Raw genomic sequence first — 15,197 nt, 5'->3', positions numbered from 1 at the left:
TTTAAATATTCGATACTTTAATTAAATCGGCAAACACACCGGCAGCCGTAACCGAAGCACCGGCGCCATATCCTTTTATCAGCATCGGGAATTCGTTGTAACGCTCGGTGGTGTACATCACCAGGTTGTTGCTGCCTTCCAAATCATAAAACGGATGTTTGCTATCCACTACCTGCAGCCCGATTTGTGCTTTTCCGTTTTCGTAGCGGGCAACAAAACGCCACTTTTTGTTTTCTTCTTCCAGCTTTTTACGTTTTGTTTCAAATTCATCATCAAGGGCCGGAATGTTTTTCCAGAAATCGTCAAGCGAGCCGTCAAAAAAGGACGCAGGAACAAAACGCTCGATGGTAATGTCTTCCATCTCGAGCGGATACCCGGCTTCGCGGGCCAGGATCAGAATTTTACGTGCCACATCCACCCCGCTCAAATCCACCCGCGGATCGGGTTCCGAAAACCCTTGTTCTTTTGCCATTTGTATGGTTTTGCTCAATGGTGTTTCTGCTGAAATAGTATTGAAAATAAAATTGAGCGTACCTGACAACACAGCCTCGATTTTCAGAATCCGGTCCCCTGAATAAACCAAATCGTTGAGGGTGTTAATAATTGGTAAACCTGCACCAACATTGGTTTCAAACAAAAATTTAACACCTTTTTGTTTGGCAATGTTTTTCAACGCGGTGTAGTTTTCGTAAGCTGAAGAAGCAGCCACTTTGTTGGCCGTCACCACAGCAATGTTCGACTGCAAAATTTCTTTGTACAGCGAAGCAACCTCGTCCGAGGCGGTGCAATCCACAAAAACCGAGTTGTAAATATTCATTGCCTTCATCGCTTCCACAAATCCCTGCAACGAAGATTTCATTTCCGAGGCCTGCAGCGTTTCTTTTACATTCGCGATATCAAAACCCTCGCGCCTGAAAATCATTTTTTTCGTGTTCGCAATTCCTGTGAGTTTAATTTTCAGGTGTTTTTCATCGAGCAGCTTTTGCTGTTGCTTCTGAATTTGTTGCAGTAAATTTCCACCAACAGTTCCAATACCCATCAGGAATACATTCAATTCCACATTTTCGGAGAGGAAGAACGATTCATGCACCACGTTCAGTGTTTTTCGCAGTTCGCTGGTTTTTACCACCCAGGAAATATTAAGCTCCGAGGCGCCCTGCGCAATGGCAATTATGTTTATCCCATTTCTTCCAATGGTTGAAAACAGTTTTCCGGCAATTCCGGTAGTGTGTTTCATGTTTTCGCCCACAATAGCCACAATAGACAAATCGTTTTCTATGGCAATTTTACTCACCTGCCCGCTTGCAATCTCCTTTTCAAACTCAGCCCTGATGGCACTTTCAGCAAGGTTAACCGCGTGCTCGTCAACCGCCACACTAATTGAATTCTCGGATGAAGCTTGTGAAATCAGGATCACATTTACATTCATTTTGGCCAGCGCCGTAAACAAACGCATTGAAATACCGGTAACCCCCACCATTCCAATTCCCTGTAGTGTAAGCAACGCAATCCGGGAGATGGAAGAAATTCCTTTAATCGGCCGATCTTTTCGGTCACTGGTGCTGCTTAAAATGAGTGTGCCTTCATTTTCGGGCTTAAACGTATTTTTTATATGAACAGGAATTCCTTTCTGGTAAACCGGCAAAATAGTTGGCGGGTAAATCACTTTTGCGCCGAAATGCGACAACTCCATAGCTTCGGAATAAGTGAGCTCCGGAATTGTGTAGGCTTTACTTATAACGCGTGGATCGGCAGTCATAAAACCATCCACATCGGTCCAAATTTCAAGGGCTTCAACTTCGAGGGCTGCGGCAATAATGGCTGAGGTATAATCGGAACCGCCGCGGCCTAAAGTGGTGAATTCATTGCGGGAGTTTTTGGCAATGAACCCCGGAACAACGGCAACGCCGGAAAAATCTTTGAATTTCGCTTTTATCAACTGGTCGGTTTCATCAAAATCAACCGCAGCTTTTCCAAAATTACTGTTTGTTTTAATAAATTCGGCTGCATCTTCCCTGATAGCCCCGGGAATATACTGCGCAACAACATGCGATGAAATACGCTCGCCTATTCCGGCAATGCGGTCAAGGGTTTTTGGGGTGAGCTCCCCCACCAGCGTAATTCCGGTAAGAATTTGTTCCAACTCATCCAACAGTTCGTCAGCAATATAAGTTATGGGGCCCGAGCCGTTAAAAAGTTCGGAAACCACTGTGGAGTGCCGCTGTTTTATTTCTTTCAGATAATTACCAAAATCGTCCGTACCGGTGGCAGCAACCTGTGCTGCCTCAAGAATTAAGTCGGTTACTCCTCCCAATGCGGAAACCACAACAATTACATTGTCATTCTGGCTTTGTACAATTTCCCTAACTTTTTGAATGTTTTTGGCTGAGCCAACTGATGTGCCTCCAAATTTTAAAACCTTCATGCGAACTTTTTTTTCATTAAAAAAAAAACTGGATGAATCGACAGACGCGTTTCACCCAGTATAATCTGCCGTTTTTCGTTTCTTATTCTGTTGTTGTGGTTTTTCCTGTAATGGCATCAAAAATTTTGGTTTCAAGCTCTTGTGCCAGTTCAGGGTTATCGATTATCAGGTTGCGCACAGTTTCGCGCCCCTGCCCAAGTTTGGTGTCGCCATAACTAAACCACGATCCACTTTTTTTGACAATATTATATTGAACGCCCAAATCGATAATTTCACCCGATTTTGAAATTCCTTCGCCATACAAAATATCGAATTCTGCTTTTCGGAAAGGTGGTGCCACTTTGTTTTTCACAACCTTCACCCGTACATTAATACCCATCACCTCATCGCCGTCTTTAATCTGGCCAATCCGCCGGATATCCAAACGCACCGACGAGTAAAATTTCAGGGCATTCCCACCTGTGGTGGTTTCGGGGTTGCCAAACATCACACCAATTTTTTCGCGTAGCTGGTTAATAAAAACACAGCAGGTTTTTGTTTTGCTGATGTTTCCTGTGAGTTTCCGCAAAGCCTGCGACATGAGGCGGGCCTGCAATCCCATTCTGGAATCGCCCATTTCGCCTTCGAGCTCAGCTTTTGGCGTAAGTGCTGCCACGGAGTCGATAACAATAATGTCGATGGCACCCGAGCGCACCAGGTTATCCACAATTTCGAGGGCCTGTTCGCCGTTGTCGGGTTGCGAAATCAGCAGTTCCTCGGTATCCACGCCAAGTTTTTTGGCATAGTACGGATCGAAAGCATGCTCGGCATCTACAATTGCGGCAATGCCACCGGCTTTTTGTGCCTCGGCAATGGCATGAATGGCCAGCGTGGTTTTACCCGACGATTCGGGGCCATAAATTTCAACTACCCGTCCTTTGGGGTAACCACCTACGCCAAGAGCAATGTCGAGTGCCAACGAGCCCGACTGGATAGCCGGAAGATTTTCAACAACTCGGTCGCCCATACGCATGATGGAACCTTTTCCGTAACTCTTTTCAATTTTGTCCATGGTAAGCTGAAGTGCTTTCAGCTTTTCTTTGTTCATTGTTGCTTTTTCTTCTTTCGTCATGTTCAGACCAGGTTATATATTTAAGCTTTTTAAAATTTGATTCGTATGATCTTTTGTTTTCACTTTTTTGAAAACGTCTTCTATCACCCCGTTTTCATCGATAACAAAAGTGGTGCGTAACACGCCCATATATTTTTTCCCATACATATTTTTTTCGCCCCAGGCACCGTAAGCCTGCAGGATCTCTTTTTCTGTATCGGCTAACAAATCGAATTCCAGATTGAATTTTTCTTTAAATTTCCGGTGCGATTCTACACTATCGGGGCTCACGCCCAATACTTCATATCCTTTTTCTAGCCAGGCATTGTAATTATCGTTCAGGTTACACGATTCGGCTGTGCAGCCCGGCGTGTTGTCTTTCGGGTAAAAGTAAAGTATCAGCTTTTTTCCTGAGAAATCCTGTAAACCAACCTTTTTGCCATCCTGATTTACCCCCTCAAAATCGGGTGCTTTATCGCCTGATTTTAATGTTGTCATGTTTTGTTTGTTTTTCAAGTTCTACAAATATACGTTATTTAATGATAAATATCAGGCAACATCTTATTTGATTCCGAAAGATTCCTTTGCCCTTAAAAAGTTACTGCTTTGCACAATTTTTGTAATTTTACCATTTGTAAATTATCAGAAAAAAACAATGCTGAACAATAATAAATTAGTACTACTAACACTCCTGTTTGTTTTATTGTTTGCCGGAAATGGTAACCTTTTTGCCGGCAACCAGGATGTTTCGGCCATCAGGGCCATGCAACTTTTCGATGATGGAGAATATGAAGCCGCAGAAACTGCGTTCAGGCAACTGCTGGAAAATGAACCGGGTAACACCATGTTAAATTATTATTATGCTGCCAGCCGAACCGAAAATGGCCATTATTCAGAAAATGATTTGAACACTCTGCTGGGCGTAATAAAAGATGCCACTCCTCACCGCATTAACTATTATCTGGGAATTCAGTATCACGCAAGAAATAATTGGGAACAGGCACTAAAATACTATAACCAATACAGAATTAGTGTAACTGAAGATGACCGTGAAGAAGTTCAACTCACCCAAAAAATTCAGCAATGTTACGATAAAGTGAATCCTTTTGCTGAACAAGAAAAACCGGCACAGGCAGCAATTACCGTTCAACAGGAACAGCCTGAACCTACTGCCGAAAAGGAGCAAACCAAAGCCCCCGAAAGTACAATACCGGAAACCACTCCTCCCTCAACAAAGCAGGAAAAAGAAATTATTGCAGAAAATCCGGTCATTGAAGACAGCCTGATAGTTCCGGTTCCCCAATCGCTTCAAACCGAATTAATTTCAACACCCCGAAAAAATTTGCCCGACCTGCCCGGCGTAAAAGCAACCTACACTCCACCGTCGGGTGAGCCGGTAGAATTCCAGGTAAATAACAAAATAACTTACCTCAACACCGCCCATTTCAAAACTGAAAAAGGAAAAGAACTTTTTCTGGAAGGAAAAAAAATTCAGTCAGAGCTGAATCAGGATATTGAAAAGGCCGAGAAACTGCGAAACGAATATAAAACAACACAAGACCCTGAAAGAAAAGCAGAAATCGGTGATGAAATTCTCACCATTGAAAATGAATTATACCAGATCAGGGAAAATATTATGCAGCTTTTTTCGGAAAGCAGGCAGCTCGAAAATAATTACTGGCAACAAGCCGGAGAAACTGCGGTAAATAATTTCATTATAGAACTGGATAAAATGAAAAAGGCCCGCGAGCAGGCAACAGTACAAAACCAGAAAAAAGACACTGACACTCCGCTTTTAATAGCAGCAAGCGATTTGTTCAACAATTCGGAACCGATCTCTCAAAACCAACAACAGGAAAATGAAAACCAGTTGGTTTACAAAATACAAATAGGAGCTTACAGTCGCGGACTGCCATCCTATATCAAACGAAAGTTCAATAAATTATCACTCATCCGTAAAATTGACAACTATACCGATGAAGACGGAGTGGTTGTTTACACCACAGGAAACCTCTCAAATCTTGATGATGCCATAAAAATGCAAAACCAGGTGAGGCAGGAAGGAATAGAAGATGCCTTTGTTGTACCGTATTTTAACGGAAAAAGAATAACTTTGGAACAAGCAAAAAATATAGAAGCAGAAGATGACATCGAGAGAGACTAAAAAGAATCCGGCCAAAAACCTCCAACAAAAGGAAACCAATGAATACCTGCTGGTTTTGCACAATGATGAAGTGCACAGTTTCGATTACGTTATTGATGCACTGATTGACGTTTGCGACCACGATTACGAACAAGCAGTACAATGTACGGTAATTACCCACCACAATGGCAGTTGCGACATTCGTAAAGGGGAATTTAACACATTAAAAAAAATGAAAGATGCGCTGACTGAAAGAGAGTTAAGCACATCCATAAATACAGAATCATGACCGCATTTGCTATTATTTTGCTCATTTTACTGGGTTTGTTGCTCTTACTCATCGAGTTTGCCGTGATACCCGGAGTTACCATTGCCGGGATTGGCGGATTCATTCTGCTGGGGATCAGCGTTTTTATAGCTTTTTCAGAATATGGTACCGGGATTGGTTTTCTTACCCTCACGTTTGTTTTAATTGCCTCCCCTTTGCTGATTTACTATTTTTTTAAATCGAAATCGGGCAAAAAAATGATGCTTGAAACTTTTGTTGACGGCAAAGTGGAATCGGTTGACAACTCCAAAGTTAAAGTTGGCGATACCGGAAAAACCATTGGGCGGCTTGCCCCTTCAGGAAAAGTAAAAGTTAACGGCGAAATAGTTGAAGCACAGTCAACCGGCGCTTATGTTGACCACAACACCGAAATAAAAGTATTGAAAATGCTCACTAATAAAATAATTGTAGAACCTGTAAAAAAATAACAAAATGATTGAATCAGTAGGTACATGGGGAATGGTGATTGGAGTAATTGTTTTACTTTTCATCATCCTCTATTTCATTCCCATCGGGTTGTGGTTTTCAGCCCTGGTTTCAGGCGTAAAAATTTCACTTCTGCAGCTGTTTCTGATGCGGTTCAGAAAAGTGCCGCCGGGAGTTATCGTCCGGGCACTAATCGAAGGAACAAAAGCAGGCCTTCATCTTAACCGAAACGATTTGGAGGCACACTACCTGGCCGGCGGGCACGTGGCCAATGTGGTGCACGCGCTGGTGTCGGCATCCAAAGCCAACATCGACTTAACTTTTAAAGTGGCCACTGCCATCGACCTTGCGGGCCGCGATGTGTTCGAGGCCGTTCAAATGTCGGTTAACCCGAAAGTGATTAACACCCCCCCGGTTACTGCCGTTTCAAAAGACGGGATTCAGCTGATTGCCAAAGCACGTGTCACTGTCCGCGCAAGTATTAAGCAGTTGGTAGGCGGCGCCGGCGAAGACACAGTTTTGGCCCGTGTGGGCGAAGGGATTGTTTCTTCCATCGGTTCATCGCACTCGCACAAAGCCGTGCTCGAAAATCCGGATTTTATTTCGCGGGTTGTGCTGGAGAAAGGACTCGATGCCGGGACCGCTTTCGAAATTCTCTCCATCGATATTGCAGACATCGACATTGGTAAAAACATTGGTGCCGGATTGCAAATTGACCAGGCCGAAGCCGACAAAAACATTGCACAGGCCAAAGCCGAAGAACGCCGTGCCATGGCTATAGCCCTCGAGCAGGAAATGAAAGCCAAAGCACAGGAAGCCCGTGCCAAAGTTATCGAGGCCGAGGTGAAAGTGCCACTGGCTATTTCCGAAGCATTCAAAAGCGGAAACCTGGGCATAATGGATTACATGAAATACAATAACATTAAAGCCGATACGGCTATGCGCGGGTCAATTGCAGACGACGAGCAAAATGATGAAAAAGAATAATATTCAACAACTTATCAAAAAAGCCTTTCATTTTCTGAAAGGCTTTTTTTTTGATTTAATGTTGAATAACATATTTTTAACATTCAGTTAACCCATTCAATCAAAATCGAGCTTATATTTGCAGCATAGTTTTAGTTCATAGGTTTAGGTTTGATTAGTTTTATTGGTTTAGTTAGATGAAAAGGATGGGTGTTGACCCGTCCTTTTTTTTGCCACAATGGGAGCCGGAGTTTCCAATACCAATTTATATTGGTCGTAAAATAATTCTACTTTGACACTTTACACTAATATCGAAAAATCTATTCGTTTTACCCTACACCCCAAGGGGAACCAAATAGATTTTTCTTATTTCTCCACTTGGGGCCGGGGTAAAAAATAAGAAAAATCGGTCTCTCATATAATCTGTCAAAGTAGAAACAATCAGCATTCAATTATTTATAACTCCCTTAAAAACAGCCATTAATTATACATTCTATAGGTTTTGCTATCTCAACAAAAGTGTTAAAAAATGTTTAACAACATATTTCTTAACACTCAGTTAACCCATTCAATCAAAATCGGGCTTATATTTGCAGCATAGTTTTAGTTCATAGGTTTAGGTTTGATTAGTTTTATTGGTTTAGTTAGATGAAAAGGATGGGTGTTGACCCGTCCTTTTTTTTTGCCACAATGGGAGCCGGAGTTTCCAATACCAATTTATATTGGTCGTAAAATAATCAGTACTTAATTATTTATAATCACTTCAAAATCAGTCATTAATTATTCATTCTACAAATTTTATTATCTCCAAAAAGTGTTAAAAAATGTTTAACAACATATTTCTTAACACTCAGTTAACTCATTCAATCAAAATCGGGCTTATATTTGCAGCATAGTTTTAGTTCATAGGTTTAGGTTTGATTAGTTTTATTGGTTTAGTTAGATGAAAAGGATGGGTGTTGACCCGTCCTTTTTTTTTGCCCGCAACGGAAGCAGGATTTTCCAACACCGAAATTTATTTACTACACTCTGACACCTAAGTTAATTACCCAAATATCAAAATGTGCTATTGTATTTCCATCTCTTTTGGATACCCGATGTGGGATAAAAACAGTCCCCGGGCCGGTGCCGAAGCTCCTGCCGCCCCCCTGTCCTTTTTTTCAATAATTTCCCTGAAACCTTCCACAGAAAGTTTTCCACGGCCAACTTCGAGTAATGTTCCCACCACGGCACGTACCATGTTACGTAAAAATCGATCGGCGCAAATGGTAAAAACCAGTTGATCTTCTTCCCTGCTCCACTCTGCTTTGCATATTTTGCAGTAGTTGGTTTTTACATCGGTATGCAGTCGGCTGAAGCTGGTAAAATCAGTGTATTCAAATAGTAATTTGGCGGCTTCATTCATTTTTGGCACATCGAGCGGAACCGTGTATTGGTAGCTGGTTTCTGTTTGAAACGGATTTTTCTGTGTGGAAATATAATAGTGGTAGGTGCGCGAGATGGCGCTGAACCGGGCGTGGAAATCGCCGGGTGCCTTTTTAATGCCGATAACCGCAATGTCCGGCGGCAGAAAGCGGTTCAGTTTAAAAACTAAGTCTCCTTCAGCAATCGCCCTGTTTTTACTGTCGAAATGCAGTACAAAACAGGAAGCATGTACCCCGGTATCGGTGCGGCCGGCGCCCACTACTGCGATTTCTTCGCGAAGGATTGTTGACAATGCTTTTTCCATCACTTCCTGCACCGAAACGGCATTGGGCTGAATTTGCCAGCCATGGTAGTGGGTTCCTTTGTAACTCAGTTGTAAAAAATAGCGTTGACTCATTATATTTTTCGCTTCAAACCGCAAATTAACCATTTTCTCTGCAAAATACATCGGTGAGACGGGTGCTGTCTGAAAACTATTTGCCCAGGAACCACCTCTCGCCCACCAAAATGACGGGCTTCTCAAGCTTCAGGTGATGCCAATTCCGATCGGCATCTCTTTAATCAGCGGAGCACCACATAGTGATCCCTTTGGAAGAATCCGCTACACCTTATTTCTTCATCAAGCCATTCTTTTAAATTTTTTTTGAACTAATTTCAGTTGGTACTGTTGCCATTATTTAAATTAATTCTAATTAAAACACATTTCAAAACAAAACAAATTATTATGAAGTATTTGGTTAAAACTTATGTTGTATTAATTGCCTTAGCTTTTACAGGCATTTTTTACAGTTGTGAAAAAGATGAAGAAGTTCAGCCCGGCGATCCGCCAACTGCAGATGCAGGCATTGATCAGGATGCAGTAGTGGGCAGTACAGTAACTTTAAACGGTACTGGCACCGATCCTGACGATGATGAATTAGCTTACAGCTGGGCAATCACCACTTCTCCTTCGAGCAGCAGTGCTACCTTAACAAACCCGAATAGTAAAAATGCAAGTTTTGTTCCTGACGTTGCGGGAAGTTATACCGTTACGCTGACAGTGACCGACGGCGTTTATGATGCAGTGACCGATGAAATCATCATCACTGTAGTTGAAGCAGAGGGAAGCCCGCCTGTTGCTGTCATTCATGATGAAAATGGCAGTGCCGTCAGCGAGGACAATGAAAACAACAGCATTACCATAACACAAACTTATGTACTGGATGGAAGTGCATCGACCGATCCGGATGAGGATCAGCTTTCATTTCAATGGACGATTGTTTCCCAACCCGACGGCAGTAATCCGGAAATAAACAACGACACCAATGCCGAAGCTGGTTTTGTTCCTGATGTTCCGGGAGAATATATCCTTCAACTGGAGGTAACCGATCCTAACGACAACAGCAATGCCACCCAGGTGACAATTATAGCCAAGGCAGATCCGATGGTAATCGATTCAGATATAAATGAGAACACCACTCTTGAGGACATTTTTGAAGACTCGGATATGCCGGATTATCTTGTTACTGCCAATGTGGATGTAAATGCTGAATTAACAGTTGCCCCGGGTGTTATCGTTCATTTTGAGCAAAACAGGGTACTAACCATTACCAGTTCAGGAATGATAAATGCCGAAGGAACCACTGACGATTCAATTCTATTTACATCGGCCAACGTAGCGGGCGAGATAAGATGGAAAGGTATTTTGGTTAATTCTTCAGATGCCAGGAACATCATGTCTAATGTTGAAATATCCTGGGCCGGCAGCGAAGAGATTCTGCATTCTTCGGGTTGGAAAACTGCTGCCCTGGCTGTTGGTGACGAAGGTAAACTAAAACTAAACAATACCACCATTTCGAAAAGTGGCGATTACGGGCTCTTTGTTCATGTAAATGGCGAGTTGGGGGAATTCTCGTCCAACTCCTTTGAAGACAACGAAGGTTATCCCGTAGGTTTATACGCAGCGCAAACTGGTTCCATGGACGGCGCTACTACTTTTTCAGGAAACAGGAAAGATGTAGTTGTAATTAACAAATCAACCTTGTCGTCTGATTCTGAAATACAATGGAGCGCCTTAAACAATGCACGCTACCATTTAAGCGGCAATATAACTATTGAAGCATTACTGAGAATAGAAGAAGGCGCACAATTTGAATCGGAACAGGATGTAAAAATAGTGGTAGATACCGATGGTGCTTTAATCGCAAAAGGTACTGCTTCAAATCAAATTGTGTTTACCACAGCCAATGAAAGCGGCCAAATCCATTGGTCGGGTATTATATTTGAATCAGCGGATGCAAGAAATGAACTCGATTATGTAACTGTTTCGTGGGCGGCAAGTAACGATAATTTCTATTACAGCGGCTGGCAGTACGTGAGTGTTGGAGTAGGTGACAATGCGCAGGCTACCATCACCAATTCAACAATATCAAACAGTAGTGCGGATGGAATATATGTTCACAAAGGTGCAGAAGTTTCATTCAGCGACCTGACGTTCGAGAATATCCAGGGGCGACCGGTTGTTTTATCTGCAAACCATGCTGCTGAAGTTAACGAAGGTTTCCAGTTTTCAAATAATACCCAAAACGTTATAGCTATTTATAAATCGAATTTTACAAATACAGAAAATAACACGTGGGTTACCTTGTCCGGAGACGCCTATTACCTTGTGATGAGCGAAGTACAGGTCAAAGAAGCATTAACTGTCAATGCAGGTGCAACCTTGAAATTTACAAGCAATGCATCGCTTATTGTTAACGATTCAGGAGCCTTAAGTGCCGAGGGAACCGAAAATGAGATGATAACATTTACGGCTGTAGATACCGATGAAAAATGGAAAGGTATTGCAATTGAAACCAATAGTGCCAATAACAAGTTAAACTACTGCGAAGTATCCTATGCAGGAAATGACGAGATATTGTACAGCGGTGGTTGGAGAACAGCCAATGTGGCATTAAATGGCACACTGGAGATACAAAATTCAGTAATCACCAACGGTAGCGGAACTGGCTTGTTTATCTCCAATTCTTCAACTGTAAACGGAATGCTCAGTACTCTTGCTGAATTGGAATCCACTTTACTCTCCGAAAATACATTCACCAGCAATGCGGGATCAGCGCTGACGATACAATAAACACTTCTCAAAATAACAATGGGTAGCAGGGGTACTTTTCTTTCCCCTGCTATTTTTTTATCAGCGGATCGCCACGGAGTGATCCCTTTGGGAGAATCCGCTGCACCCGGCACACCAGTTATTCTTCATGCCAGTTGCCCGGCCATTCCCGCCAATCATCCACAAAACCGGCGTTTACCGGATTATTCAGTGTATATTCAATAGCATAATACAAATGTTTTTCATCGCGAATGGTAGTATCAAAACTTTCCTTCTGCCATAACCTGCCTTCTCTATTTTCCAGTTTGTTTATCTGCCCAGCCGAAAACCGCTTTACCGAATAGAGAATATCCTGCAAATAAACCGGTTCTCCGTTTCTGTCTTTTTCAAACACCTGAAACACCCAGTGAATATGATTCGGCATAATACAAAAAGCGTGATTCTTCAACTTCTTTCCGTTCCAAAATTTTAAGGCATCAATTAAAATCTCCAGTTTTTCAGGTTTAGAAAGATCTGTTTTTGGGTTCCTTTCAGCATCCAGCAAGTCATCGTAGGCTTTTATGTATCTTTTTCGAAGGGCGTAATATTCTTTTCGGAGTTTACGAATCAGCGGATCGCCACAAAGTGATCCCTTTGGGAGAATCCGCTGGTTCCATGGGTGTCGCCGATTCCGATCGGCGATTTGTGAAGGGGGGATCGCCATGAAGTGATACCCTAGGAGAATCCGCCGCACCTGCATCAATCCGCGATTTTAAAACTTCAAGTTGCTGAGTATATCGTTTTAACACTTTTTTAGGCACAGTATCTTGTAAACTCCAGGTCACAAAATACGCTTGTCCGGGTTGTTGGAAATGGGGCAGATTATGTTTGTAATACTCCTTTTTTTCCATAGATGAATGGATTAATTGTGCAATTTATGAAAAATAAAGTAGGTGATGCCAATTCCGATCGGCGTTATGAATCAGCGGATCGGAATCCGCTGCACCCACGGGTGTCGCCGATTCCGATCGGCGATTTCTTAACAGCGAATTGCCACGAATTGATCCCTTTGGGAGAATCCGATGCACCCGGGGTGTGGGCGATTTGTGGATACCGGTTTCTTTTACTGCCGGAAGACGAGCCGGGAAAAAGTACCCCCCCCTCCGGTCACGAAGGGACGGTTCCCGATTAACAAAAACGCGTTATTTTATTTCACCTGTTCTCTCTCTTATTTTGGCCTTTCCTCATTCTGTTGATGCTATCCTCAACCTGTTTCATGTATTTTTTAGGTTGGCTGGGCTGTTTTTTCTTCAATTCTTGCGTCAGAATCGCGTTGGAGTGGGGATTAATTTTTTGTTGCAAGTTCATTTTCAACTCGCTTTATTTAAAAAGTTATCAATTCTTGTCTTTGTATTAGCAGGTAAGTCCATATAATATACTTCATAACGTCGAACGTTCATTTCTTTAAACCATTTTTTCCATAAATATCTTAAAATGTCTTCATCTAATTTATTATTAGAATTCTCCGCTCTAATTTCTAAAACGAGTACTTCTAATTCATTCAAATCATTTCTTTCGGTTTTAATTCCAAAATCATTTTTTGCTATCAATTCTTTCCAATTTTGCTTTCTATATTTTTTTATATTGGAATTGCCCAAAAGATAAGTATATCGATTCTTGTTATTATAAACTGATTGCTCATGATAAAGATAACCATCAGTAAGAATGATTAAAATATTTCGATATGTGGTGTCTTTTTCAATGCAAAAATCTTTCACATCATTTTTGAAGAACCTCCAAATATCACTTCCTTCCCAATCACTTGTAGCAATAGTTTCTTGATAAATCTTCTCCAAATTCTTTGCATAAAGTTCTGTTAGAGTATCATAAACTTCTTTTCGTCCTTTATTTTCCATTTCGGAGCAGTCTATTGTTAATTTGGTTACTATTGAGTTAATATTTTCATTTGAAGGAGTTGGACTGAAAAACAACCTTATTTTCCCCTTTGCTTTGTATGCTCCTAGATTTGCCATATTTGATTTGAAAAACTCTGTTATATTTCTAATATTTTCAATGTCATTTTTTTGTGCGTCGGAATTTATACTTGGACTGATTCTGTCAGACAAATCCAACAGAATTGAAATATTTAATTGTTTTTCTTGAGGTTTTACTGCTTTCTCAGTTTCAGAATTAGAATTAATGCTATTCTTGTTATTACATGATAAAATCGAAAATGCAGCAATTGCAATAATGAATAATCGTCTCATAATTTTATTAAATTGAAAGTTAATTGTTTGCAACAGATCTTGTTTTAATAAATTCCGAATTTTTCAATTCAAACAAAAACCGTTCTTTGATTTGTTCACAGTCATGAATATCTGACTGTGATGAGTTAGTAGATTTCAAATAACCACCCCAGCCTGTGAAGTAATTATTTATACCTTCTCTTACGTCATTGAAATAAAGCACATAAGATTCTAACCTAATTTTTTGTTTGTCTATTTCTCCTTGCGTATTATTCCTTTGCGATTGAAGTTTTGTAAGATTCTCCTTGATTTGTTTACAGTCGATTTTATATTCGGATAATTTTTGGTTTTTGGTTTTTATAGCGTAACGCACTCTATCCATCTTCTCAAATTCTTTCATTGTGAAACTGAATACAAATCCCCAAATTATATAAACCACAAAACCAGCAAAAATGATAATCCAAAAATTAATTTCTTTAAATGCACCTTCGATTGTCATTGGTGCCATTTCTTGGAAGCTCCCTCCAATCTTAATTTCGTAAATCTCTTTTACAATTGCATAAGCAATGATAAAATCAAAAATGAATGTCACTACAACAAGGCCAATGATTTTAAAATATTTGGCAATACCTTTTTCTTCTGAAAACTTGTGAATTAAAAATCCCAGCCCCAAAAATACTGCTGGAATTGCTAATATAAAAATTAGCTCGGTAAAACCATCTGCTAATGCTTTACTTACAGCCTGCGCATCAAAAATAGCTTGTGTGATATTTGTATCGTCAGGAGTAAAGTCCTTGAAAAGAGCAGAATATGCAGCCGAACTATAAAATACAAATAAATAAATGGTTAAAAATATTATTATCATCAGTCCAATCCAAAAACTTGTTTTCACAAAAGAATCACCAGAAACTATTTTTGGATTTTCTTTTATATTATCTATTTCCTTAATGAGTTTAGAAATTTTATTTTCTTCGTGCTTAAGTTCAATACTTCGTTAAATAATTAAGCGGCAATAGTGCCATAATATATAAGTTCATTGACATGGTTTCGATTTTTAGCAGAGTATGCATTCACACCG

At 40.9% G+C, this 15,197-nt stretch carries 13 protein-coding genes; 6 read left to right on the top strand and 7 right to left on the bottom strand.

Annotation, left to right across the window (positions count from 1 at the left end):
• Position 1: 1 nt before the first annotated feature.
• The 3 genes from thrA to bcp all read right to left on the bottom strand — a co-directional run bounded on the left by thrA (position 2) and on the right by bcp (position 4,013).
• Complete coding sequence (thrA, locus tag BUC07_RS12090) at positions 2-2,425, bottom strand: bifunctional aspartate kinase/homoserine dehydrogenase I (RefSeq protein ID WP_073169791.1); 2,424 nt, start codon at positions 2,423-2,425, stop codon at positions 2-4.
• Positions 2,426-2,507: 82 nt separating this feature from the next.
• On the bottom strand, positions 2,508-3,536 hold the full coding sequence (gene recA, locus BUC07_RS12085) for a recombinase RecA (RefSeq protein WP_073169788.1): 1,029 nt from the start codon (positions 3,534-3,536) through the stop codon (positions 2,508-2,510).
• Positions 3,537-3,548: 12 nt separating this feature from the next.
• Positions 3,549-4,013, bottom strand: a complete 465-nt coding sequence (gene bcp, locus BUC07_RS12080; RefSeq protein WP_073169786.1) for a thioredoxin-dependent thiol peroxidase — start codon at positions 4,011-4,013, stop codon at positions 3,549-3,551.
• A gap of 157 nt (positions 4,014-4,170) precedes the next feature.
• Here bcp and BUC07_RS12075 point away from each other — a divergent pair, with 157 nt between their 5' ends.
• Genes BUC07_RS12075 through floA form a run of 4 tightly spaced genes read left to right on the top strand, consistent with a single transcriptional unit; the run spans position 4,171 to position 7,399 of the window.
• The gene (locus tag BUC07_RS12075; protein WP_139279564.1) at positions 4,171-5,679 is read left to right on the top strand and encodes a hypothetical protein; all 1,509 of its coding nucleotides are present in this window, start codon (positions 4,171-4,173) and stop codon (positions 5,677-5,679) included.
• Positions 5,660-5,947 (top strand): ATP-dependent Clp protease adaptor ClpS, encoded by a 288-nt coding sequence (locus tag BUC07_RS12070; RefSeq protein WP_073169782.1) that lies wholly within the window; start codon positions 5,660-5,662, stop codon positions 5,945-5,947. The genes BUC07_RS12075 and BUC07_RS12070 overlap by 20 nt, the downstream gene beginning before the upstream one ends.
• Positions 5,944-6,414: an NfeD family protein gene (locus BUC07_RS12065; protein ID WP_073169780.1), complete on the top strand. Its 471-nt coding sequence runs from the start codon at positions 5,944-5,946 to the stop codon at positions 6,412-6,414. The genes BUC07_RS12070 and BUC07_RS12065 overlap by 4 nt, the downstream gene beginning before the upstream one ends.
• Positions 6,415-6,418: 4 nt before the next feature.
• Positions 6,419-7,399, top strand: a complete 981-nt coding sequence (gene floA, locus BUC07_RS12060; RefSeq protein ID WP_175552527.1) for a flotillin-like protein FloA — start codon at positions 6,419-6,421, stop codon at positions 7,397-7,399.
• A gap of 1,045 nt (positions 7,400-8,444) precedes the next feature.
• Here floA and truA read toward each other — a convergent pair.
• On the bottom strand, positions 8,445-9,200 hold the full coding sequence (gene truA, locus BUC07_RS12055; protein ID WP_073169933.1) for a tRNA pseudouridine(38-40) synthase TruA: 756 nt from the start codon (positions 9,198-9,200) through the stop codon (positions 8,445-8,447).
• Between the two features lie 327 nt (positions 9,201-9,527).
• On the opposite strand from truA, the gene BUC07_RS12050 reads away from it, so the two are divergent.
• Positions 9,528-11,915, top strand: a complete 2,388-nt coding sequence (locus tag BUC07_RS12050; RefSeq protein WP_139279563.1) for a right-handed parallel beta-helix repeat-containing protein — start codon at positions 9,528-9,530, stop codon at positions 11,913-11,915.
• 118 nt (positions 11,916-12,033) lie between these two features.
• Here the strand turns inward: BUC07_RS12050 and BUC07_RS12045 are convergent, their stop codons facing one another.
• Positions 12,034-12,633, bottom strand: coding sequence for a transposase (locus tag BUC07_RS12045; RefSeq protein ID WP_083578228.1), 600 nt, complete (start codon positions 12,631-12,633; stop codon positions 12,034-12,036).
• Between the two features lie 177 nt (positions 12,634-12,810).
• Between BUC07_RS12045 and BUC07_RS12035 the strand changes: the two genes are divergently transcribed.
• Positions 12,811-13,065, top strand: a complete 255-nt coding sequence (locus tag BUC07_RS12035) for a hypothetical protein (protein ID WP_139279562.1) — start codon at positions 12,811-12,813, stop codon at positions 13,063-13,065.
• A gap of 178 nt (positions 13,066-13,243) precedes the next feature.
• Here the strand turns inward: BUC07_RS12035 and BUC07_RS12030 are convergent, their stop codons facing one another.
• Positions 13,244-14,140, bottom strand: coding sequence for a hypothetical protein (locus tag BUC07_RS12030; protein ID WP_139279561.1), 897 nt, complete (start codon positions 14,138-14,140; stop codon positions 13,244-13,246).
• 19 nt (positions 14,141-14,159) lie between these two features.
• Positions 14,160-14,984 carry a hypothetical protein gene (locus BUC07_RS12025; protein ID WP_073169767.1) on the bottom strand — a complete coding sequence of 275 codons (825 nt, stop codon included), beginning with the start codon at positions 14,982-14,984 and terminating at the stop codon, positions 14,160-14,162.
• Positions 14,985-15,197 lie beyond the last annotated feature (213 nt).

The organism is Tangfeifania diversioriginum, assembly GCF_900141875.1.
Taxonomy (GTDB): domain Bacteria; phylum Bacteroidota; class Bacteroidia; order Bacteroidales; family Prolixibacteraceae; genus Tangfeifania; species Tangfeifania diversioriginum.
Note: the sequence above shows the minus strand (reverse complement) of the source record. Positions and strands in the feature narration are given on the sequence as shown.